We start from the raw sequence: 25,651 nt of genomic DNA, 5'->3' as shown, positions 1-25,651 counted from the left end.
GATAATTTACGTAATCGAATTATTATAACTTCGCGACTATTTGCGTCAACAACAAAAAAAGAGATTAAACAACCTAAAGTTGCTTAATCTCAATATTTGGACTCATCAGTCCGATTTGACGTAGAGCCAATATAATTTGTGTTCACAAATAGTTATTCGGCTTTATTTTTTCGAGTTATCCAACTAAATGCTATAACAAATACGACGACAACTTTTAAGAGAAATTTCATTTTAGTTCACCTCAATAACTTAATACTAACATATAAATATAGGATAAATAAAAATAGGGAATGCTAATTGCATATAAGTATAAATTATTTTAAGCAAATTATGATATTGATATAATAAAATTATTAAAAATTCTTGATAGAGAAAATTAGAAGGATGATGAATATATGCGTGTAGCAATTATAGGAGTGGGTACAGCTGGTGTTAGTGTACTAAGGCAATTAGTCAAAAATGAAGCGTTTAAAAATCTTGAGGTTGATGTATATGATCATGATAAGAATATGGGGCAGGGTGTACCTTTTCAAAATGACAGCAGCCAATTATTAATTAATTTGCCAACTAAGCAAATGAGTTTAAATTTGGATGATGATGAAGAGTTCTGGAAATGGTATCAAGAGCAATCAGAATTTAAATTCGATAATCCAAAATATCTTCCTAGGTTTGTATTTGGTCATTATATGAAGTCATACCTATCTAACTACGACTTGTTGTTTGATAATTTAACCATTATTAAGCATCCAGTTCGCGAAATTTTTACAAATTCAGAAATTGATGAGACTACATTAAAATACTATGTATGTACTTCAGAAGATATGAGTGAATGGAAAGAGTATGATTATATATTTTTAACGACTGGCACATTTGCTTATCATGACCCATATAATCTAAAAGGGAATAAAGGTTATATTCAAACACCTTATCCTACATATAATACATTAGATGAAGTGTCTCAATCAGACGATATTGCAATTATAGGCACCGGATTAGCCAGTTTAGATGTAGTTAGATACGTGGCTACACATCATCCTAAATTACCAATAACTATGACTAGTCGCTCAGCACATTTACCTAGTGTTAGAGGAAATATGATAGATGTTGAGTTTAAACATTTAACTAAGCAAAAGTTTAATGAATTGAAATCGCAATATTATGGAAATGTACCTTTAGAATTAGCTTTTGAATTATTCAAATTAGAATGTAAAGATCATAATATTGATTTAGAGAAACTAGTATATCGTCGCACAGGAAATACAATTCAAGATTTACAGTATGATCTTGATAGACCTGATGAAATTGGTGTGTTTCAAAGTTTAATTGAAAATATTAAAGAAAATCTAAACTGGATATGGAATAGCTTTAGTCGAGAAGATCAGAAAGACTTTGATAAACGTTTCTCAAAAATTATTCAATTAAATTCTAACCCTATGCCACCTCGTACTGCAGAGTTAATTATAGACTTAATAAATAATCAATCATTAATTGTTAAAAGCGGAATAGAAGATATTACTTATAAAGACAACCATTATTTATTGAAATTCAACAATGATGATGATTATTATCAATATGATGTCATTATTAATTCGACTGGATCAAAAACACATTTATCAGATTTAGATGAGGAAGATCAGCTTATTCTTAACCTCCAAAACAGACAAATTGTTCAACCACATCCAATGGGAGGTATACAAATTATTCCAGAAACCAATCAAGTCATAAGTCCAAGATATGGAACTCTTAACAATATGATAGCTATTGGGCAAGTAACTAATGGCGTTAATAAATTGCGTAATGGAGTGAAGATGATCGTTGATCAAGCGGTCAATTCTGTAAATTATTTATATGAAAACCAAAGTAAATTTGACCATTTTAATTCATAATGTAGACATTTACACTTAAATAACCCAATTCCGTTATTAGTTACTCTATTTAACAATATACAGCGTTCAAGGTTTGTATTTTTTAAACAATAAGCGTATGATAAATGTTGTAGTTATTAAACTACGTTAACTCAAACAATCACAATTTCATATGAATTCTTTCGGGGCGGGGTGCAATTCCCAACCGGCAGTAATATAAGCCTGCGACCTGTCAAAGTGAAAGGTAATAACTTTGATGGCTGATCTAGTGAGATTCTAGAGCCGACAGTGAAAGTCTGGATGGGAGAAAGAATGAGACGTCTTTATTTGATAATTATGACGGTTATTTAGCATACACATTTCTAATGTTGTAAGCTTATTTGAATATACATTTGGTCTCCCTATGCCTTTAAGCACTTTATTGGTATAGGGAGTTTTAATTTTGAGGTGATTTATTGAGTAATTTTATGGAATACGCTATACAACTCGCACAAATGGTTAAAGGACAAACGGGTATCAATCCTCCAGTTGGTGCAGTCGTTGTTAATAACGGCCGAATAGTTGGACTCGGTGCTCATCTAAAACAAGGTGAGAAACACGCAGAAGTACAAGCACTTGATATGGCTGGAAAGGAAGCAAAAGGTGGAATAATCTATATTTCGCTAGAACCATGTACCCACTTTGGCTCAACACCACCATGTGTGAACAAAATTATTGAATTTGGACTTAGCAAAGTTATTTATGCTGTTAAAGATACGACATTACCGTCTGAAGGTGATGCTATATTAGAACAAGCTGGGATTGATGTAGAATATCAATACTCTGAAGAAGCAGCTGCCTTATATAAAGACTTTTTTAAAGCTAAGTCAGGGCAAATCCCTGAAATAACGATGAAAGTGTCTGTGTCATTAGACGGTAAACAAGCAACAGATTTAGGTCAGAGTAAATGGATTACTAATTCAGAGGTTAAACAAGATGTCTACCATTTAAGACATACGCATGATGCTGTGTTGACAGGAAATGGCACAATTAATGCTGATAACCCACTTTACACGACTCGTATTCCGAATGGTAAAAATCCAATCCGAATAGTGTTGGCTAAAAGTGGCAATGTTGATTTTACGAAACAACTTTTTCAAGATTCGTCGAGTGAAGTGTGGATTTACACTGAAAATCAAACGCTTGAAAGTCCAAATCGAAACATAAAGGTTATCTGTATAGATAAATGCTATTTAAAAGATATACTTAAAGATATTTATAAGCGAGGTATTGGTTCATTATTAATAGAAGCTGGTCCTCGTATAACTTCCAAATTTCTTCAAACTGATTTTATTAATCAACTTATTATTTATTACGCCCCGAAAATAATAGGTGGTTCTGGAAAAAATCAATTCTATCAAACTGCGGATATTATTGATTTAAATGAAACCACGCAATTTGAAATTTCTTCTACTGAGTTAATTAATCAAAATTTAAAAATGATTTTGCGAAAGAAGTGACAACTTATGTTTACAGGTATTGTTGAAGAAATAGGTACTGTCAAAAATATTCGTACTCATCAATCGGTTAGAACATTGGATATAGCTTGTCAAACTATCACAGAAGACATGCATATCGGTGACTCTATCAGTGTGAATGGAGCTTGTTTAACAGTGATTGACTTCACAAGTAATTATTTTTCTGTTCAACTCATAAAAGGTACTGAAGATAAAACATATCTATCTCAAATCAATAAAAATGATGAAGTCAACTTAGAAAGAGCAATGTCAGGAAATGGACGTTTTGGAGGTCATTTTGTTTTAGGTCATGTTGATGACAAAGGTGTTATAACACAAGTTAAAGAAACTCCTAATTCTAGAATAGTTTCGATTAGAGCATCTTCAACTATCATTAATCAAATGGTCAAACAAGGTTCAATCACTGTGGATGGTGTGAGTTTAACAATTTTCGATTTACGACATGATAGTTTTGATATTCATTTAATACCTGAAACAAGACGTTCAACGATTTTATCTTCTAAACAAAATGGCGACCAAGTTCATTTAGAAACGGATGTTCTTTTTAAATATGTTGAACGAATGGTAAGTAGAAATGAGTCAGAGCTTACATTAGATAAGTTAAAAGCATTTGGCTTTTAGGAGGCGTAATTATAGATGGAATTTGACGAAATTAAGGATGCATTAAATGCTTTAAAACGTGGTGAAAGTATTATTGTTGTGGATGACGAGGATCGTGAAAATGAAGGAGATCTTGTAGCTATAACACAATGGATGAATGATAATACTATTAATTTTATGGCTAAAGAAGGTAGAGGGCTAATTTGTGCACCAATTAGTAAAGACTTGGCACTCAAATTTAATCTAATGCCTATGGTAGAACATAACACAGATGGTTTTGGAACTAATTTTACAGTAAGTATCGATCACGCTACAACGTCAACCGGTATAAGTGCATTTGATAGAATGGCAACGGCACGCGCTTTAATTAATCCAGAATCAACTCCTGAAGATTTCCATAAACCTGGTCATCTTTTTCCATTAATAGCTAAAGAAAATGGTGTCTTGGAACGTACTGGTCATACAGAAGCAGCTGTAGATTTAGCGAAATTAACGAAAGCAGCTCCGGCAGGTGTTATATGTGAGATCATGAATGAAGATGGGACAATGGCTAAAGGTGAGCAACTAGAAGCGTTTAAACATCAACATGGTCTTAAAATGATTACTATTGAAAGTTTAGTTAATTATCAAAAAGACAAAGACACTAGTGTTGAGTTAAAAGCAAAAGTTAATATGCCGACAGATCATGGAGCTTTTGAAATGTATGGATTCGAATCATCATTAACTAAAGAAGAAATTGTTGTACTTGCTAAAGGGGAACCACGTGTCACAGAGAATGTGCGTATTCATTCTGCATGTTTAACAGGTGATATTTTCCATAGTCAAAGATGTGATTGTGGTGCACAACTAGAATCAGCGATGAAATATATTAATGAGCATGGTGGCATGATCATTTATTTGCCTCAAGAAGGAAGAGGCATAGGGTTAATCAATAAATTAAGAGCATACGAATTAATTGAACAAGGTCATGATACAGTAACTGCCAACCTAGCTTTAGGATTTGATGAAGATTTAAGGGATTATCATATAGCTGCTCAAATTTTGAATTATTTCAATGTACAACAAGTGAATTTGTTAAGTAATAATCCTAAAAAATTTGAGGGATTATCTGAGTATGGTATTAAAGTTGCGGACCGCACACCAATTATTGTAGCTGAAAATGAACATAATCATGATTATATGAATACTAAAAAAATAAAAATGGGACATTTAATTTAGGAGGAATAAAGATGAATTTTGAAGGTAAATTGGTAGGAACAGATTTAAAAGTAGCTATTGTAGTAAGTCGATTTAATGATTTTATTACGAACCGTTTATTAGATGGTGCAAAAGATACACTTGTTCGTCATGGTGTGGAAGATAGTAATATAGATGTTGCTTATGTACCTGGTGCATTTGAAATTCCTTTAGTTTCTAAAAAACTAGCTCAAAAAGGTGAATATGACGCAGTCATCACTTTAGGTTGTGTAATTAGAGGTGCAACATCTCATTATGATTATGTATGTAATGAAGTTGCAAAAGGAGTATCAAAGGCAAATGATGTAAGCGATATTCCAGTTATATTTGGCGTATTAACCACTGAAAGTATTGAACAAGCGGTTGAAAGAGCTGGAACTAAAGCGGGTAATAAAGGTGCTGAAGCAGCAGTAAGTGCTATTGAAATGGCAAATTTATTAAAACAATTTTAATTAAAAATACAAATCCTCGACAAAGTATTAGCAGTGTCGAGGATTTATTTTTTATCTTTTTAATAATCTTGTGAGACCAGAAATAATAAATGCAGCTCCAAGGCCTAGGCTAGTGAAAACGCCAATTTTCTTCAATGTCTTAGTTGAAACAAATTCTTGATAAGCAAGAGCAAGGTTTTGAGGGCGTTCAGCTAATCTACGCATGAAGTAACCGAACCAATCATTGCCATAAGGAACATAAATTGTGAAATGGTATCCTTGTCGAGAAATATCCTCAGCTAATTCACTACGGAATCCGTATAACATTTGAAATTCAAATTGATCTCTGTCAATATTATGTGATTTAACAAATTGTTTAACGTGATTAATTATTTGATCGTCATGTGTAGCGATTGATGTATAGTTTTTAGCAGTTAAAAGACGCTTCTCAATGATTTTTATGTAATTTGCATCAATCTCTTCTTTAGTTTGATATGCAATTTGTTCATCTTCTTTATAGGCACCTTTAACTAATCTCAAGCGTAAATTAGGATATTTATCAATTAAATCAACTGCATCATAAAGATAAGCTTGTATTACTGTTCCAACGTTTCTGAATTCCCCTTTAAGTCTATCTAACACTTCAACAATTTGCTGTAAACTGTCATATTTTTCAGTGTCGATATTAATATGCATATTATCAAATTCGTTGGCTTTAAGTAGAATCTCTCTTAAATTATTATAAGCTAGCTCAGTATCAAATTCACCACCAAGAGAACTTAATTTTACAGACATATGAGCATCAACATTATAATCTTTAATAGCTTGCATAACTTCTAAAATTTCATTCTTAGCTTGAGTAGCTTCTTCAACCGTTCCTACAAACTCGCCAAGATTATCAACTGTAACAGCTATATTTTTATCGTTTAGTCTCTCAATTGTGTCAATCAATTGCTCGATAGTATTACCAGCCACAACTTTATTTGCACCCATTTTAGGACCTACTTTTTTTGCTGTTTCATTTAAATAAGTGCTATTTGATAATGCAATAAAAAAATTCTTAAAAAGTGACATATCCCATTCCTCCATGTTACATAAAACTTATAATTTAATAATAGTTTAGCATGAATATGTGATTGTAGAAAGCGTTTTCAATTATCTGAATACTATAAAAAAAGGTATAATTACAATATCGAACTAAAATTTGTAATCACTTTGTCTCTAAGATTTACACCAGTCCAAACAAATAATCTGATATAATACATTTATCGAAATATAAGTTAGAGAGGAATTATACATATGTGGAAATGGGAAACTGAACACGATGCTAAAGGTGTCGTGGTTATAGTACATAACATTTTAGAACACACTGGCAGATATGCATACGTTATTACGATGTTAAGACGTAATGGTTATCACGTTATAATGGGTGATTTACCTGGACAAGGTCAAACATCTAGAGCAAACAAGGGACAACTTGAGCATTTTGATATATACCATGAAACACTAATAGAATGGGTTAGAATTGCTAATGAATACAAGATTCCTACTTTTGTCATGGGTGTTGGACTAGGTGGATTAATTTTATTAAATGTACTTGAAAAAACAGAATTGCCTATCGAGGGTATGTTACTCCTTTCTCCATTGTTAGAATTTAAAAGAAATAATAAGACACGTAAAAATATGTTAATTTCAAATGTAGGTAAAGGATCTAAGGACGCACGATTCAAATTAGGTATTGAAACTAAAGATTTAACGCGAAATGATGAAGTTATTGAAGAAACTAAACAAGATGGATTAATGCTAAGAAAAGTAACCTACAAGTGGTATAACATTTTGTTGGAAACAATGAAAGATACAGTTCAACATTTCAAGGATATACAATCTATGCCAACGTTACTAATGTATGGAACTGAAGATAAATTATTGGAATTACGTTCATTCAATGAACTTAAAAATAATTTAAACACTAATGAATTTTATTTTAAAGTATGGGAAGGCTTCTATCATGAAATTCATAATGAACCTGAACGTGATCAAGTGATGCGTTACGTGTTGACATTTTTAAATAATAGTGTGAATACAATGGGGTTTATTGTAAATGAAGAAGAAATCGAAGAAGTTTAAAAATTAGAGTGTGTAATGAAGTAATATTTAATGACTACAACGCATATTCGTCATAGTTGATCAAATTAAGAAATTATTTATAATATTTCTTCAATTTTAGTCTTCCTTGAGGAGCTGGGACTAAGAATTCGATAAGAATTCTGTTCTAGCTCTTTTTTGGTAAACAATTATATGTAATGCAATTGATTAATGCGCAAAGGTAATTCAAAATTTAGAAGTTGACATCTTTTAAATTAAAGTAAAAATATAATATAATGTAAATAGTATATGTTTTTAATTTTAATTACATATAGTTGAATTACCAATAAAAATTTAAAGTAATTTAACATATGCTTTAATGTAAGTTAATTTTTAGGAGTTATTATAAATTGTTTAATTACAAAGAGAATAATTGGGTAAATATATAATGATAGTTAATTCTATAATTATTTAATCGGGATGTGTACAATTATTTAGGGAGGGAGCAGCATGAATAATCAAGCAGGCGAGAATGTTTCTATGATTTTGCAGCTTGAAGAAGTGTGTAAAGAAATCAATTCGATTTTTAAAGTGATTTATGAAACTTATGATTTGACCAAAGAAGAGGTTCTAATTTTACTAACTTTATGGGACAAAGGGTCCATGACGTTAAAAGAAATGGATAGTTACGTTAATATTAAATCGTATAAACGTACACGTACATATAACAAACTTGTTCAATCTGAATGGATATTTAAAGAGAGACCATTAGATGATGAACGAACTGTAATTATACATTTTAATAAAGAGAAGCAAGAACTAAAAAATGAATTATTAGATTTCATTACTGCTACTATAAAAAAACGATATGAAATACTTGAAAATAGTCTAAATTCATTAATGCGTGTTTAATCGATTTGATGTTTTAGTTTATATCGTTTTAAATATAATTTAGAGAGATTTTTCGACAAAACAATCCACTCCATAATTAAAACTATGGAGTGGATTTTTTATATTATTTAAAATTTTGTTAGAGATGATGATGTTAGGTTTAGCGTTTCTCAATCGCACATATAAATGGCGCGTGATTCACTTGATTCATAAATTGATATTTAAGAATATGAGCTTTCTCTTGATCAAAATGTTCTAAAAAATCTAATAAGGCATCTCGTTCAACTTGTCCTTCAGCATGCCCATGATATATAACTAGCACTATAATTCCCTCGACACTTAAATAATCAAAAATAGCATTTATTGCTTTAATTGTAGTTTCAGGTCTTGTAACAATAGATTTATCACCCTTAGGTAAATAACCAAGATTAAAAATTGCCGCATCTATTTGACCTTTAAATTGAATGTCAATATGTTTCTTAATGTTCTCATGGCCATCTTGAATTAATGTTACATTATTAAATGCTTTTACTTTTTCGAAAGTTGATTGGATTGCTGTATCTTGTATATCGAAACCAAAAACATGGCCATTAGAAACTTGCTGTGCAAGAAATAACGTGTCGTTACCATTGCCACAAGTAGCATCAATGACAATACTATCTTGCTTAATATGTTCTTTTATTAACGTTTTTGAAAAGGGGAGAATTCGTTCTAATTTCATGATTTAACCTTTACTTCAGATGAATAATGTTTACCTTGATATGAATTGCGTCGTGCTAATTCATCATCAATTTCATTTAAAACTTCCCATTTATTAACACTCCACATAGGGCCCACCATTAAATCAATTGGACCATCTCCAGTAATTCGATGAATAATCATTTCTGGTGGTAAAATTTCTAATTGATCACAGACTAACTTGGTATAATTCTCTTGCGACATAAACTCGAGCATTCCTTTTTCATACTGTTTAACCATTGGTGTCCCTTTTAATAAATGAAGTAAATGTATTTTTATGCCTTGAACATCCATTTGAGCCACTTCACGTGCTGTTTCCATCATCATTTCATAGTCTTCACCTGGTAATCCATTAATAATATGCGTACACACATTAATGTTGTGCTTTCTTAATTTAGCAACACCATCGTAATATGTTTGCATATCATGAGCACGATTAATTAAATCTGTAGTTTCTTGATGAACAGTTTGTAAACCTAATTCCACCCATAAATAAGTACGTTCATTTAGTTCGGCTAAATACTCTACAACATCATCAGGTAAACAGTCTGGTCTTGTTGCAATTGACAAACCAACTACGCCTTCTTCCTTTAGGACAGGTTCATATTTTTCTTTAAGAACTTCTACAGGCGCATGAGTGTTAGTAAAGGCTTGGAAGTAAGCAATATATTTACCCTCACTCCATTTTTCATGCATTCTATCTTTAATTTGTTGAAATTGAACTTCAATTGGATCAGCTCTGTTGCCAGCAAAGTCACCGCTACCTGCGGCTGAACAGAACGTGCACCCACCATGTGCAACAGTGCCATCACGGTTAGGACAGTCAAATCCACCATCAAGTGCTACTTTAAAAATCTTTTGACCAAATTTATTTTTTAAATGATAATTCCATGTATGATATCGTTTATTTTCAAAGGCATACGGGAAATAGTTACCCATAACACATTTTCCTTTCTATCTAACTTAGTTCTAAGTAAAGATTTTAACATACTTTAATGTTATAGTGTTTAATGTAGTTCAACAAAAATATAAAGAGGGGACTAATAAATATGAATATACCTAGATCAGTATGGTGGCTAGTTATAGGCATGGCGCTAAATATAACTGGCTCTAGCTTTTTATGGCCTTTAAACACAATTTATATGAAAGAAGAGCTTGGTAAGAGCCTGACAATTGCTGCGATTGTTCTAATGGTTAATTCATTTGGAATGGTAGTCGGAAATTTACTAGGAGGTTCATTGTTCGACAAGTTAGGTGGTTATCGAACAATAATGATAGGTACCGTTACATGTTTAATCAGTACTACACTTTTAAACTTCTTCCATGGTTGGCCATGGTATGCGATTTGGTTAGTATTGTTAGGCTTTGGTGGCGGAATGATAGTTCCCGCAATTTATGCAATGGCTGGTGCAGTTTGGCCTAACGGGGGGAGAACGACATTCAATGCAATATACTTAGCTCAAAACATTGGTGTAGCAACAGGCGCAGCAATGGGTGGTTTCGTTGCTGAGTTAAGCTTTAATTATATTTTCTTAGCTAACCTGATTATGTACGTCTTATTTGGGATTGTAGCGATAACGCAATTTAATCTTGAATATCACGCTAAAATTAGAACACCAGACAGCCTAGACATTCATAGTAAAGAAAATAAAAAACGCTTTATTGCACTCTTATTATTATGTGTAATGTTTGCTATTTGTTGGATTGCTTACATTCAATGGGAAACTACAATTGCATCATTTACACAAGAATTAAATATTTCTATGTCACAATACAGTATATTATGGACAGTTAACGGTATTATGATTTTAGTTGCTCAACCGTTAATAAGACCAGCAATTATTTTATTAAAAGGGAATTTAAAATATCAAATGTTAGTTGGTATTTTAATTTTTATGCTGTCTTTCTTTGTAACTAGTTTTGCTGAACAATTTACTGTATTTTTAATAGGAATGATTATATTAACTTTTGGTGAAATGTTTGTTTGGCCAGCAGTACCAACTATAGCTAATTATCTGGCACCAGAAGGAAAACAGGGTCAATATCAAGGAGTCGTTAATTCAGCTTCAACTGTTGGTAAAGCATTTGGACCACTAATAGGTGGTGTATTGGTTGATACTTTCAATATGAGTGCGATGTTCATTGGCATCATGTTCTTATTAATTGTTGGAATTATCTTCCTTTCAATCTTTGACAAAGGTCTACCTAAAGGAAAACAATCACGACAATCTAGATAGATATGATATATACATGAGTTGAAATAAAATAGTAACTACCACTTGCAATTAGTGCTTGAATCTCATAATATTAAAATGTATTGGAGTAGTAACTTAAGTACTTTTCATCAGAGAGCTAGTGGTGGTGAAAACTAGTGTTAAGAATTAAGTGAACTTACCGTTATTCGATTAAATTATAAACATCTCTTACTATTATAAAGTGCACATATTATGTGAATTAGGGTGGTACCGCGGCAAGAAGTCGTCCCTGTAATAAATAATAGTTTGAGGTGTTTTTTATTTATAGGAGGAAAAAGATTTGGGATATAATCATAAGGAAATTGAGAAAAAATGGCAAAATTATTGGGCAGACAACAAAACGTTTAAAACGAGTGATAATTTAGGACAAAAGAAATTTTATGCATTAGATATGTTCCCTTATCCATCTGGTGCGGGTTTACATGTAGGGCACCCAGAAGGTTACACAGCTACTGATATTGTATCTAGATATAAACGTATGCAAGGTTATAATGTACTACATCCAATGGGATGGGATGCTTTTGGATTACCTGCTGAACAATATGCATTAGATACTGGTAATGACCCTAGGGAATTTACTAAGCAAAATATTCAAACGTTTAAACGTCAAATTCAAAAATTAGGTTTCAGTTATGATTGGGATAGAGAAGTAAATACTACAGATCCTGAATATTACAAATGGACACAATGGATTTTTATCCAATTGTATAATAAAGGCTTAGCCTATGTTGATGAAGTTGCTGTAAACTGGTGTCCAGCATTGGGAACTGTTCTATCAAACGAAGAGGTCGTTGATGGCGTATCTGAACGAGGAGGACACCCAGTATATAGACGACCTATGAAGCAATGGGTATTAAAAATTACTGAATATGCTGACCGATTATTAGAAGATTTAGATGAACTTGACTGGCCAGAATCTATTAAAGACATGCAACGTAATTGGATTGGACGTTCAGAAGGTGCGCGTGTTTCTTTTGAGATTGAAAATAAAGATGCTAGTATCGATGTGTTTACAACGAGACCAGATACAATTTACGGTACAACTTTCTTAGTATTAAGTCCGGAACATTCATTAGTAAATGAAATTACGTCTGAAGACAAATTAGAAGCGGTTAAAAAATATCAAGAAGACTCATCTAAAAAATCTGACCTTGAGCGTACAGATTTAGCTAAAGATAAATCTGGTGTGTTCACAGGTGCTTATGCTATAAATCCATTAACAGGTAAGAATTTGCCAATTTGGATTGCAGATTATGTACTATCTAGTTATGGTACAGGCGCAGTCATGGCTGTACCTGCGCATGACGAACGTGATTATGAATTTGCATCTAAATTTAATTTACCAATTAACGAAGTGATTGCTGGTGGAGATATTCAAAAAGAAGCATACACAGGTGTTGGTGAACATATTAATTCAGGTGAATTAAATGGCTTAGATAATGAAACGGCGATCTCTAAAGCAATTGAACTATTAGTTGCTAAAGGTGCAGGCGAAAAGAAAGTAAACTACAAACTAAGAGATTGGTTATTCAGCAGACAACGTTATTGGGGAGAACCAATACCAGTTATTCACTGGGAAGATGGTACTATGACTACAGTTCCAGAAGAAGAGTTACCACTTTTACTACCAGAAACTGATGAAATTAAACCTTCAGGTACAGGTGAATCACCATTAGCTAATATCGACGAGTTTGTAAATGTAATTGATGAAAAGACTGGAATGAAAGGTCGTCGTGAAACTAATACTATGCCACAATGGGCTGGAAGTTGTTGGTATTATTTAAGATATATCGATCCACATAATAGTAATATGTTAGCTGACCCAGAAAAATTAAAACATTGGTTACCAGTAGATTTATATATTGGTGGGGTAGAGCATGCCGTACTCCATCTACTATATGCTAGATTCTGGCACAAAGTGCTTTATGATTTAGGTGTCGTGCCTACGAAAGAACCTTTCCAAAAATTATTTAACCAAGGCATGATACTTGGAGAAGGTAACGAGAAAATGAGTAAGTCTAAAGGGAATGTAGTTAACCCTGATGATATTGTAGATTCACATGGTGCTGATACATTGCGTTTATATGAAATGTTTATGGGACCATTAGATGCAGCAATTGCATGGAGTGAAAATGGTCTTGATGGTTCAAGACGTTTCTTAGACCGTGTTTGGAGACTATTCATCAATGAAGACGGTTCATTATCAAATAAAATAGTTGAAAATAATGATAATGGATTAGATAAAGTGTATAACCAAACTGTTAAAAAAGTTACAGAAGACTTCAACACATTAAACTTTAATACTGCGATAAGTCAATTAATGGTATTTATTAATGATTGCTATAAAGCAGAAACGATTTATCAACCATATGCTGAAGGCTTTGTAAAAATGTTGGCTCCAATTGCGCCACATATTGGTGAAGAATTATGGGACCGCTTAGGTAATGAAGACACTATTATTTATCAACCATGGCCAACTTATGATGAATCTTTACTTGTAGATTCAGAGGTTGAAATTGTAGTACAAGTTAATGGTAAAGTAAGAGCAAAATTAAATATACCTAAAGATACTTCCAAAGATGAAATGGAAGCATTAGCATTAAAAGATGAAAATGTTAAACTATCTATTGAGGGTAAAGACATTAAAAAAGTAATCGCAGTCCCTCAAAAACTTGTTAATATCGTTGCAAAATAATAATATAAGGAGTTTTAGAAATGGAATCTATTACAGTAGATCAATTAAAAGAAAAAGTATTAGAGTCTAATCCAGTGAATATTGTAGACGTTCGTACAGATGAAGAAACTGCAATGGGAGTTATTCCTGGAGCAAAAACAATTCCTATGGATCAAATTCCTGACAACTTAAATCAATTTAATAAGAATGAAACATATTATATTATTTGTGCCGCAGGAATGCGTAGTGCAAAAGTTGTGAAATATTTAGAAGACCATGATATTCATGCTATTAATGTAGAAGGTGGTATGAACGAATGGGGCACTGCAGGTACAGAAATAAATAGTATTTAATCATGCATAAGCGACTGACAAATTCAAATGTCAGTCGCTTTTTTGATTTTTAAGAGGACTAAATTATATTTTATAAAATATTTATCATAATAATTTAAAATACACTAGCGTACAATTATTAATAGTGATAGAATAATTTAGTAAATCGTCAAATAGGATTTAGACTATATTTTGACTAATTCATTAAATCAATGACATCAAGATCAGACTACAAGGAGGATATTTAATGAATCTATTTAAAAAACAAAAATTCAGTATACGTAAATTTACAGTTGGTACGTTCTCAACAGTGATTGCTACATTATCATTTATCACACATACAGGACATGCAGCTGAATTGGATGAGCAAAGTCAATCTGCTCAACAAAAGGTTACTGAAACAAGCGGTACAGATGATACTAATCAAAAATCAACTGCTCCAGACAATGCATCTTCACAAGTAGAATCTAAAGAAGACACAAGCTACCCATCTTCTAAAGTGGAAACGAAAGCAGATAATAATCCTGCACCAAAACAAAACTCAGTTGATGATACAAGTGCTAAATCGAGCAAGTCTGAAACTTTAAGTAACAATAAAAATTCAAACAAAGATTTAGCTGAGACAAAGTCCGAAGCTAATAATGTTGACACTAATCAACCATCAACAGAAGAAAAAACATTATCAAATGAAAAGAGTATTAAGGCCAAACACAAACGAGTGAAACGTGATGCGAATGATACATCTTCAAATCCTCAAACTCAACCAGATCCAATGGCAATCAATGAAACAAACTCTGGACAGATTGTTAATGGTAATTTTACTGATACATCTAACGGTGCGGAAATTCCAACGGCTGCTACAGAATCTGCTATGGATGCTGCAAGCACAATACCAGGATGGCAAGTAGTAAATAGTCAACAGACACAAATCCCATTGGTGTGGGGACCTAAAGTTTTACCATCATACACGTATGTCACTTTCGATAAGACTAATAACAAAATTGGTGCTGTATTATCTAAGTATAGTGATAACTTATCGTATGGTAGACCCGATAATAATGTAGGTCCGATTTATCAAGATATCGATGTTACACCAGGTTCTGAATTGCAATTCCATTTTATTGGTACTTCTATGGGAAATATTTCAGGATTTAACAGTGCTCGTTTATTTGTCTATGATGCAAATAATCCTTCAACTTTATTATATAAAGGTACACCTAAAACAAGTAGCCAACCTTTTGGTATTTTTAAAGGGGTATTTAATGTACCTGATAATATCTCAAGAATTAGAGTACAATTTGAATCTTTAGTAAATGTAAGTCATGACACTTATAGTGGACATCGATTACTTAAGGGCCCAAATAACTTTGGTGGTGGTGTAGTTGCTGATGTTTCTGTTAATACTGGTGCATACTTAAAAGTGAGTCCAGCTCAAACAGAATATCAAGCAAACTCTACTTCTGCGACATCACCTAATGTTAATGCTAAATTAAATTTTTCTATTGAAAATAAAGGTCATTCAAGTTCTAACAAAACTCAATATAAAGTTGTATTACCAGAAGGGGCAACTTTTGTAACTGCTGAAAATGCAACTGGTTCATTTAATGAAGATACAAGAGAATTGACACTTAGTATTAATCCAATAGATGCTGGTACAACAAGAGACGTTTCTTATACTGTATCATTACCTACTTCAGTACCAATTAAAAAAGATTTTAATGCGAATCTAATCTATCAAACTGAAGGTATTAATATGAACCGAAAAAATGGTTCAAGAGACCTTGCTACGCAAACACCTGGTGATAATAACTACCTTCGATATGGTGGTAATAATGAGTTTATTATCGCTGAGAGTGATCAAAGACAAGGTACTACAAATGCACCAACACAATCTGTCACTGTCTTCATGTATAAAGATGCTATCAATAATAAAATAAGTGAAATTGAAACAGAACTTGCTCAAGCAAATCAAAATGATTATTCCGTAGAGGCTTGGAACAACTTACAAACAGCACTTACAAACGCAAAAGTTGTTAAAAATGAAACTGATGCAACCCCAATAACAGATAGAAAGAATCAAGCTGAAATTAATAATTTATTATTAAACTTGGAAAAAGCAAAAGCAAAATTTGATGTAGATAAAGCTGCTAAAGCTAGAGAAAATGTCATTAATAGTAACACTGAAGCTACTACTGAAGAAAAACAAGTCGCTTTAACTAAACTACAAAATAAATATAATGAGAAAAAAGGTGAAATTGATAATTTAACTAGTAGTAGTGATATCGCTCCTTTAAAAGAAAGCAGTATCGCCCAAATTAATTCAATTAATGTACGTGCAACTAAGAAAGCCGCTGCGAAACAAGCAATTGAGGCAGCTTTAACGGATCGCAAAGTTTTTATCGATAGTCACTATGATGCTACTCAGGAAGAAAAAGATGTCGCTATGGCTAAAGCAACTGAAGAAGCTAATAAAGCGAAAGCGTTAATTGATCAAGCTACATCTAATAATGACGTAGATCAAGCTCAAACTAATGGCATCAACATCATTAATAGTATTGATGCTGATGTAATCAAAAAAGCAAATGCAAAAAAAGCTATAGAACAAGCTGCAGAAGCTAAAAAGGCGCTAATTAATCAAAATAGTGATGCAACACAAGAAGAAAAAGATGCAGCGATTCAAAGAGTTACAGATGAAGTTAGAAATGCTGATAGACTTATTGACCAATCTACAAATAATGATGGTGTTGATGAAGTACAAGCGCACAGTATTAGTTCAATTAATAATATTCAACCTGAAATAGTTAAAAAATCAGATGCAAAACAAGCAATTGATACAGCAGTCTTAAACCAAAAATCATTAGTCAATAATAACAATGAAGCCACTCAAGAAGAGAAAGATGTAGCTTTAGCCAAAATTGATGAAGCAGCAAAACAAGCTAAAGCTGCCACAGATGCTGCAACTACAAATAATGCTGTAGATGAAGCAACAAACAATAATACTACAATTATTTCTGGAATACTTCCTGATACGGTGAAGAAAGCAGCAGCAAGAAAAGCGATTGATGATGCAGCAACTGCTAAAAAAGAAGCGATAAATAATACGTCAGATGCAACACAAGAAGAAAAAGATGCAGCAATAGCGAAAGTTGATGCAGCTGTAACAGCTGCAAAACAAGCAATTACACAAGCAACAACAAATGATAATGTAGACCAAGAACAAAATAGCGGTACTTCGACTATTACTGGTATACAACCAGAAGTTACTAAAAAAGCAGCAGCAAGAAAAGCAATTGATGATGAAGTCGTTGCTAAGAAAGCAGCAATTGATACTGTTGCCGATGCTACAGATGAAGAAAAACAGGCAGCTAAAGATAAAGTTGATGCTGAAGCTACCAAAGCAAAAGCAGCGATTGATCAAGCTACTACAAACAACGATGTAGAGCAAGCCAAATCATCTGGTGTAACAACTATTGAAGGAATACAACCTGATACGATTAAGAAATCGTCAGCAAAACAAGCAATAGATGATAGTGCAAATGCTAAAAAAGCAGCAATTGACAATAATAGTGATGCAACTCAAGAAGAGAAAGACGTAGCAAAAGCAAAAGTAGATGTCGAAGCTGCTAAAGCTAAAACAGCGATTGATCAAGCAACAACGAATGATGGTGTAGACCAAACGAGAGACTTAGGCAACAATTCAATTTCAGTAATTCAGCCTGATATTGTTAAAAAAGCAGCAGCAAGAAAAGCAATTGATGATGCAGCAACAGCTAAGAAACAAGAAATTGATCAACACCCAACAGCTACACAAGAAGAAAAAGACGCAGCAAAAGCTAAGGTAGATGCTGAAGTACAAAAAGCGAAAGATGCAATTACTCAAGCAAATTCAAATAATGATGTAGATCAAGTACAAAATTCTGAAACTGCTACAATAGCAGGTATTCAAGTAGATGCAGTTAAAAAAGCAAATGCTAAACAAGCAATTGATGATGCAGCAGCTAAGAAAAATGAAATTGACCAACATCCAACAGCTACACAAGAAGAAAAAGATGCAGCAAAAGCAAAAGTGGATGAAGAAGTAGCTAAAGCAAAACGAGCAATTGATTCATCGACTACGAATGACGCGGTAGATCAAGCGAAAGACTCTGGTGTAACTACTATTAATAATATTCAACCAGAATCAATAGAAAAAATTAAAGCGAAGCAAGCGATTGATGATACTGTTACAGCCAAAAAGAACGCCATAGATCAAGATGGTACTACTACACAAGAAGAAAAAGATGCAGCTAAAGCAAAAGTAGATGAAGAAGCTACTAAAGCGAAACAACTTATAGATCAAGCTAGTACTAATGATGCTGTACACGAAACTCGAGATAATGAAATAACTGCTATTAACAAAATTCAACCTGAAGCAATCAAAAAAGCTGAATCGAAACAAGCAATCGATGATGCTGCTACAGCTAAAAAAGCAGCAATAGATCAAGTTTCTGATGCTACACAAGAAGAGAAAGATGCAGCGAAAGCTAAAGTTGACGAAGAAGTAACAAAAGCTAAGTCAGCAATCGATAAAGCCAACACAAATAATGATGTTGACCAAGCAAAAACGAATGGAACTACAATAATTTCTTCAATAGAACCAGAAGCTATTAAAAAAGCTGAGGCGAAACAAGCCATCGATGTGGCAGTGTCAGCTAAGAAACAAGAAATTGATAATAATGAAAATGCTATACAAGAAGAAAAAGATGCTGCTAAAACAAAAGTAGATGAAGAAGCAACAAAAGCAAAAGCAGCGATTGATCAAGCTTCTACTAATAATGGTGTAGATCAAGCAAAAACATCAGGTGAAACAACAATTTCTTCAATCCAACCAGAAGTTGTTAAAAAAGCAGAAGCAAAACAAGCAATTGATGATGCAGTGACTGCTAAAAAAGCAGAAATTGATCAAAATCAAGAAGCTACTAAAGAAGAAAAAGACGCAGCGAAAGCAAAAGTAGATGAAGAAGCAACAAAAGCTAAAAATAACATTGACCAATCTACAACGAATAATGATGTCGATCAAGCTAAAACAGACGGTGCTTCAGCTATAACAAAAATTCAACCAGACGTTGTTAAAAAGTCAGAAGCAAAACGCGCAATTGATGATGAAGTAATAGCTAAAAAGGCTGAAATTGATCAAAATCAAGAAGCAACTAAAGAAGAAAAAGATGCAGCTAAAGCGAAAGTAGATGAAGAAGCAACAAAAGCAAAACAATCTATTGATAATGCGACAACAAATGAAGCAGTAGATCAAGCTAAAACTCAAGGCGTTACAACTATTACAGCAATTCAACCTGATACCATTAAAAAGGCAGAAGCGAAACGCGCAATTGACGAAGTCGCTAAAGCTAAGAAACAAGAAATTGATAATAACACAAATGCAACAAAAGAAGAAAAAGATGTAGCAAAATCAAAAGTAGATGAAGAAGTTACTAAAGCTAAAAGTGCTATTGATCAAGCAACTACTAATGACCAAGTTGACCAAGGTAATAATAATGGTCATACAGCTATTGCTCCTATTCAACCTGAAACAATTAAAAAACCAGAAGCTAAACAAGCAATAGATGAAGTAGCAAAAGCTAAAAAAGATTTAATAGATCAAACACCTAATGCAACAAAAGAAGAAAAAGATGCAGCAAAATCAAAAGTAGATGAAGAAGTCACTAAAGAAAAAAAAGAGATAGATCAAGCTTCTACAAATAGTGATGTTGATCAGGTCAAAGATAAAGGTACAAATGGCATTAATAGTGTTGTAGTTGAAGTAGTGAAAAAAGACGCAGCTAAAAAAGCGATTGATGAATTAGTGAAAGCTAAAAAATCAGAGATTGATAATAATCACAATGCGACTAGAGAAGAAAAAGACTCAGCAAAATCAAAAGTAGATGAAGAAGCTAAAAAAGCTAAAGATAATATAGATAAAGGAGCTACTAATAATGATGTAGATCAAGCTAAAAATAGCAGTAGTAACATCATTAAAAAAATACAACCTGATACTACTAAGAAAACTGTTGTGAAACAAACACTTTTAGATCAAGCGAAAGCTAAAAAAGCAGAAATCGATAAGGATAATAAAGCAACTAAAGAAGAAAAAGACGCAGCAAAAGCAGAAGTTGATAAAATAATCGATAAAGCTAATAAAGCAATAGACAATGCAAATAGTAATGACGATGTTGATAAAGTTCAAGTTACTTTTACTTCTAAATTAAAAGAAGTTAAAGTTAAAATTGTTAAAAAACCTAAGGCTCAAGAGACTATCTTAAATGTAGCTAGAAAGCAAAAAGCTAAAATTGATGCATTAGTAGGTTTAACAGACGAACAAAAAAATAAAGCGAAGAACATGATTGATGAAATTGTTAAAAATGCTTTAGAAAAATTAGATAATGATATTAATAACAACGACGTTGATTCAATTACAAATAAAGCTATTGAAGAAATAGAAAAGGTAAACCCAGAAGTTTCAAAAGGTAAGAAAGCTTTAGCAAGTGGCAATAATAATGATGGGTATAGAAATAATAATTCAAGTGATAATTATAATACTAGCTCAGGTAATAACAAAGATTCTATTAAATTGCCAAGCACTGGTAAAGAAGGTCAAAATCAATCACCATTAGCAGGTTTAGCATTGATAAGTGGTTTATTCTTATTCTTGAAAAATAGAAAAAGAAACAAAGAAAATAGTTAATCAATGAATTTATTTGGAAATCAGACTTCACATAATAGTGGGGTCTGATTTTTTAGTATTAATTTGAAAACAACATGTAATTATTTAAAATATAATTTTTAAAAGCTTTATGCTATACGAAAATCTTATTTAATGAAAAATTTATTCTGGTTATTTCAGATGATATTTGATATTATAAAAAGGTATGATAACAATTGCATAAAATCATATAATACAATTTAATATCAATATACATTACTATTCATTATTACTATTACAACAAGACAAGAACATCAAGGAGGACAATAATGAATCTTTTTAAAAAACAGAAATTTAGTATTCGTAAATTTAGTGTAGGAATATTTTCCACTGTCATAGCTACACTGACTTTCTTATCACATCCAGGTCATGCAGCAACTCAAGAAGAAGAAAGTAATTCTTCGCAAGCTACCTCGCAAAATGTTAAATCTCAAACTGATGATAAATCAATACATAATAATGATAATTACATAGAAAACGAAAAAAATAGTAATGATTCTATAAAAGAAATAGCAACCGCTATTAAAATTAATAATAGCGAAATTAATTCTAAAGTAGATAATGCTAATGGTACATATAGAATAGATAATGAAGAGATTAAGGAAAATTCTATAGAGACAAATCAAGACGAAAAAACTATAGAACCAGAATTATCACATCAAAATATTTCGAAAAATGATAGCAATAATACATTTAATGAAAATAAATCAATTCATAAAAGAACAAAGCGATCTACTGATAACAATGTTGATAATAACCAAGACCAAATGAGTATAAATGAAACTAATTCTGGTCAAATTATTAACGGTACTTTTACAGATACGTCTAATGGTGCAGTTATTCCTACTAATCAAACAGTGTCTGAAATGAACCAAGCAGGTAAAATCACTGGATGGCATGTGAAAGATAATGATCAAACAGAAATTCCTCTTGTGTGGGGACCTAAAGCATTACCACCATATAATCCATACGTTTTTGATAAAACAAACAATAAAATTGCTGCAGTACTTTCAAAATACCCAAATAATTTAGGTGGCGTAGCGGGAGATAAAACTGTAGGTCCAATTTATCAAGATGTTGATGTAACACCAGGGTCAGAAGTTCAATTATATTTTATTGGTACTTCAATGGGTAACACAAATGGTATAAATGGTGTTAAAGTTTCAATTTATGATTCTAATAACCCTACAGATTTACTTTATTCTGGTAGACCAAACACAGCAAGTAAATCCTTTGGTGTGTTCACAGGTGTTTTTAATGTGCCTAATAATGTATCGAGATTAAGATTTATGTTTGAAACATTTGAAAAGAGAAGTTATGAAAGTGCCAATGGAGGTAGAATTTTAAAAGGGAAGAATAACTTTGGAGGAAGTGGATTAGCAGATGTGAAAGTCAATAGTGGTGCTTATTTAAAAGCTACTACTACGCAAACAAAATACACTGTTACATCACCATCAACTTCTACCTCATTAATAAATGCTACATTAGAAGTTTCTCTAGAAAATAAAGGTCATTCCCGTTCAAATAAAACACAGTATAAAGTTGTTTTACCTGAAGGAGTACAATTCATATCAGCTCAAAATGCTAGAGCAAATTATAATTCATCGAACAGATTATTAACATTAAATGTAGATAGAATTGAACCAGGAACAATTAAAAACATTACGTATACAGTTTCTTTACCAACTTCAGAACCCATCAAAAAAGATTTTGATGCTACACTAGTTTATGTTACAGATGGCATAAACATGAATAGAAGAAATGGAAGTCGTGATTTTGGATCTAATGCTGATGATAATTATTTCAGATATGGCGGTTATAACGAATATGTTAAAACTGAATCTAATCAAAGAAGAGGAAATGTTACTGTCGCAACACAATCTGTTACGGTGGAAATGTATAAAACTGATTTGCAACAAAAATATAATCAAATAAGTGCTCAAATAGAGCATCTGAACCCAAGTGATTATTCACAAGAGGCTTGGTCATCGATGCAAAATGTGCTTAATGCATCAAGACAAATTTTAAATGAAAATGATAATACACCTATCAATGATAGAAAAAACCAAGCAACGATTAACGATTTGACTTTAAGATTGGATAAAGAAAGAGCAAAATTAGATGTTGATCAAGCCGCAAAGTCACGTAAAGAGGTAATTAATAACAATAATGACGCTACAAGAGAAGAAAAAGATACTGCATTAACACTTTTAAAGGCTACTTTTGATGAAAAAGTTAGAGATATTGAAAGCGCAACAAATATAAATGAAATTTCTGAAAGAAAAAAGCAAGCAATCGTTGATATTAGTCCCATAGATGTTATTCCGGCAATTAAGCAACAAGCGATACAATCTTTGAATGATAAAGCTGATGAAAAACTTATTGAAATAGAAAATGACACGAATGCTACTTTTGAAGAAAGAGAAGAAGCTAAAACAAGTGTTAATGAAGCTCTAACTAATGCTAAAAATGCTGTAAGAAATGCTACAACTAATCAGTTAGTAGAAACAGTTTTAACTTCTAATAGTAACAACATTAGTCAAATTTCAACGCATGCGATTGCTAGAGATAAAGCAAGACAGGAATTAGATAGAGTTATTGCTTCTAAAATGTCAGAAATTGATAATGATCATAGCGCAACTATTGAAGAAAAAAATGAAACTAAAGCCAAAATTGATGAAATTGCAAAGCAAGCACGATTAAATATTGAACGAGGCGTTCACAATGATGATGTTAAGGTTGCTAAAGACAAAGCATTAAACCAACTTCACAATGTTCAAGTTGATGCTATTAAAAAGAATCAAGCGAAACAAATAATAACAGATCAAGCTAACTCTAAAAAAGCAGAAATTGATCAAACGCCTAATGCAACAGACGAAGAAAAAGCAGCAGCAAAAGCAAAAGTCGATGAAGCAGTGACAACAGCTAAGAATGCGATAGACCAAGCAACGAATAATGACGGTGTAGACACTGCAAAAACAAACGGTGTAGATACGATTAACAATGTGCAACCAACGGTTGTTAAGAAAGACGAAGCAAAAACAGCGATAGACAAAGCGGCCGAAGCTAAGAAAGCAGAAATCGATCAAACACCTGATGCGACAGATGAAGAGAAGGCAGCAGCAAAAGCGAAAGTCGATGAGGCAGTAAATAATGCGAAAGCGTCAATAGATCAGGCGACAAATAACAATGGTGTAGACACTGCGAAATCTGAAGGATCGGACGCAATTAATCACGTTCAACCAGTGGTTGTTAAGAAAGACGAAGCAAAAACAGCGATTGATAAAGCCGCGGAAGCTAAGAAAGCAGAAATCGATCAAACGCCTAATGCGACAGACGAAGAAAAGATAGCAGCAAAAGCGAAAGTCGATGAAGCAGTAACAACAGCTAAGAATGCGATAGACCAAGCAACAAATAACGCAGGTGTAGACACTGCGAAATCAAATGGTTTAGATTCAATTAACAATATCCAACCAACGGTTGTTAAGAAAGACGAAGCAAAAACAGCGATTGATAAAGCGGCGGAAGCTAAAAAAGCGGAAATCGACCAAACACCAAACGCGACAGACGAAGAAAAAGCAGCAGCAAAAGCGAAAGTCGATGAAGCAGTGACAACAGCTAAGAATGCGATAGACCAAGCAACAAATAACAATGGCGTAGACACTACGAAAACAAACGGTGTAGATGCGATTAACAATGTGCAACCAACGGTTGTTAAGAAAGACGAAGCAAAAACAGCGATAGACAAAGCGGCCGAAGCTAAGAAAGCAGAAATCGATCAAACACCTGATGCGACAGATGAAGAGAAGGCAGCAGCAAAAGCGAAAGTCGATGAGGCCGTAAATAATGCGAAAGCGTCAATAGACCAAGTAACAAATAACGAAGGTGTAGACACTGCGAAAACAAACGGTGTAGATACGATTAACAATGTCCAACCAACGGTTGTTAAGAAAGACGAAGCAAAAACAGCAATAGAAAATGCAGCTAGAGCTAAAAAAGCGGAAATCGATCAAACGCCTAATGCGACAGACGAAGAAAAGATAGCAGCAAAAGCTAAAGTTGATGAAGCAGTGACAACAGCTAAGAATGCGATAGACCAAGCAACGAATAATGACGGTGTAGACACTGCAAAATCTGAAGGATCGGACGCAATTAATCACGTTCAACCAGTGGTTGTTAAGAAAGACGAAGCAAAAACAGCGATTGATAAAGCCGCGGAAGCTAAGAAAGCAGAAATCGATCAAACGCCTAATGCGACAGACGAAGAAAAGATAGCAGCAAAAGCGAAAGT

15 protein-coding genes, 1 riboswitch and 1 other annotated feature are annotated in these 25,651 nt (G+C 32.9%); of the genes, 12 read left to right on the top strand and 3 right to left on the bottom strand.

From position 1 onward, the window contains the following. Positions 1–395: 395 nt before the first annotated feature. The 5 genes from AC1RRU_RS11350 to ribH all read left to right on the top strand — a co-directional run bounded on the left by AC1RRU_RS11350 (position 396) and on the right by ribH (position 5,670). Positions 396–1,886 carry an FAD/NAD(P)-binding protein gene (locus tag AC1RRU_RS11350; RefSeq protein WP_016931324.1) on the top strand — a complete coding sequence of 497 codons (1,491 nt, stop codon included), beginning with the start codon at positions 396–398 and terminating at the stop codon, positions 1,884–1,886. Positions 1,887–2,039: 153 nt separating this feature from the next. Then, positions 2,040–2,181: riboswitch (FMN riboswitch) on the top strand. 139 nt (positions 2,182–2,320) lie between these two features. Then, positions 2,321–3,364: a bifunctional diaminohydroxyphosphoribosylaminopyrimidine deaminase/5-amino-6-(5-phosphoribosylamino)uracil reductase RibD gene (gene ribD / locus AC1RRU_RS11345; protein ID WP_011275454.1), complete on the top strand. Its 1,044-nt coding sequence runs from the start codon at positions 2,321–2,323 to the stop codon at positions 3,362–3,364. Positions 3,365–3,370: 6 nt separating this feature from the next. Beyond that, positions 3,371–4,003 (top strand): riboflavin synthase, encoded by a 633-nt coding sequence (locus AC1RRU_RS11340; RefSeq protein WP_011275455.1) that lies wholly within the window; start codon positions 3,371–3,373, stop codon positions 4,001–4,003. Positions 4,004–4,018: 15 nt separating this feature from the next. Continuing rightward, a complete protein-coding gene (gene ribB / locus AC1RRU_RS11335; protein WP_011275456.1) occupies positions 4,019–5,200 on the top strand; it encodes a 3,4-dihydroxy-2-butanone-4-phosphate synthase in 1,182 nt (393 codons plus the stop codon). 11 nt (positions 5,201–5,211) lie between these two features. Continuing rightward, entirely contained in the window at positions 5,212–5,670 is a 459-nt protein-coding gene (ribH, locus tag AC1RRU_RS11330; protein WP_011275457.1) for a 6,7-dimethyl-8-ribityllumazine synthase, read from the top strand. A gap of 51 nt (positions 5,671–5,721) precedes the next feature. Here ribH and AC1RRU_RS11325 read toward each other — a convergent pair whose 3' ends face one another. Further along, entirely contained in the window at positions 5,722–6,723 is a 1,002-nt protein-coding gene (locus AC1RRU_RS11325) for a proline dehydrogenase family protein (protein ID WP_011275458.1), read from the bottom strand. Positions 6,724–6,948: 225 nt separating this feature from the next. On the opposite strand from AC1RRU_RS11325, the gene AC1RRU_RS11320 reads away from it, so the two are divergent. Together AC1RRU_RS11320 and AC1RRU_RS11315 are read left to right on the top strand one after the other, a co-directional pair. Continuing rightward, positions 6,949–7,776 carry an alpha/beta fold hydrolase gene (locus AC1RRU_RS11320; RefSeq protein WP_011275459.1) on the top strand — a complete coding sequence of 276 codons (828 nt, stop codon included), beginning with the start codon at positions 6,949–6,951 and terminating at the stop codon, positions 7,774–7,776. A 468-nt stretch (positions 7,777–8,244) separates the two neighbouring features. Beyond that, entirely contained in the window at positions 8,245–8,646 is a 402-nt protein-coding gene (locus AC1RRU_RS11315; RefSeq protein WP_016931327.1) for a transcriptional regulator, SarA/Rot family, read from the top strand. A gap of 139 nt (positions 8,647–8,785) precedes the next feature. Here the strand turns inward: AC1RRU_RS11315 and mnmM are convergent, their stop codons facing one another. Together mnmM and mnmL are read right to left on the bottom strand one after the other, a co-directional pair. Next, positions 8,786–9,346 (bottom strand): tRNA 5-(aminomethyl)-2-thiouridylate-methyltransferase MnmM, encoded by a 561-nt coding sequence (gene mnmM / locus AC1RRU_RS11310; RefSeq protein ID WP_011275461.1) that lies wholly within the window; start codon positions 9,344–9,346, stop codon positions 8,786–8,788. Next, positions 9,343–10,302, bottom strand: a complete 960-nt coding sequence (gene mnmL, locus AC1RRU_RS11305) for a tRNA modification radical SAM protein MnmL/YtqA (protein ID WP_011275462.1) — start codon at positions 10,300–10,302, stop codon at positions 9,343–9,345. The genes mnmM and mnmL overlap by 4 nt, the downstream gene beginning before the upstream one ends. A 110-nt stretch (positions 10,303–10,412) precedes the next feature. On the opposite strand from mnmL, the gene AC1RRU_RS11300 reads away from it, so the two are divergent. The 5 genes from AC1RRU_RS11300 to AC1RRU_RS11280 form a co-directional block, all read left to right on the top strand. Next, positions 10,413–11,600 carry an MDR family MFS transporter gene (locus tag AC1RRU_RS11300; RefSeq protein WP_011275463.1) on the top strand — a complete coding sequence of 396 codons (1,188 nt, stop codon included), beginning with the start codon at positions 10,413–10,415 and terminating at the stop codon, positions 11,598–11,600. 66 nt (positions 11,601–11,666) lie between these two features. Continuing rightward, positions 11,667–11,852, top strand: a binding site (T-box leader). Positions 11,853–11,898: 46 nt separating this feature from the next. Further along, complete coding sequence (leuS, locus tag AC1RRU_RS11295; RefSeq protein ID WP_493196592.1) at positions 11,899–14,313, top strand: leucine--tRNA ligase; 2,415 nt, start codon at positions 11,899–11,901, stop codon at positions 14,311–14,313. Between the two features lie 20 nt (positions 14,314–14,333). Then, the gene (locus AC1RRU_RS11290; RefSeq protein ID WP_016931328.1) at positions 14,334–14,645 is read left to right on the top strand and encodes a rhodanese-like domain-containing protein; all 312 of its coding nucleotides are present in this window, start codon (positions 14,334–14,336) and stop codon (positions 14,643–14,645) included. Positions 14,646–14,871: 226 nt separating this feature from the next. Continuing rightward, entirely contained in the window at positions 14,872–21,342 is a 6,471-nt protein-coding gene (locus AC1RRU_RS11285; RefSeq protein WP_011275466.1) for a SasC/FmtB family protein, read from the top strand. Between the two features lie 287 nt (positions 21,343–21,629). Further along, positions 21,630–25,651 (top strand): SasC/FmtB family protein (locus tag AC1RRU_RS11280; protein ID WP_493196591.1); only part of this gene is annotated, 4,022 nt, incomplete at its 3' end.

This window comes from Staphylococcus sp. GW821-FHT11H10, from assembly GCF_058807855.1.
The sequence above is the reverse complement of the archived record's forward strand: the minus strand, read 5'-3'. Positions and strand labels throughout refer to the sequence as shown.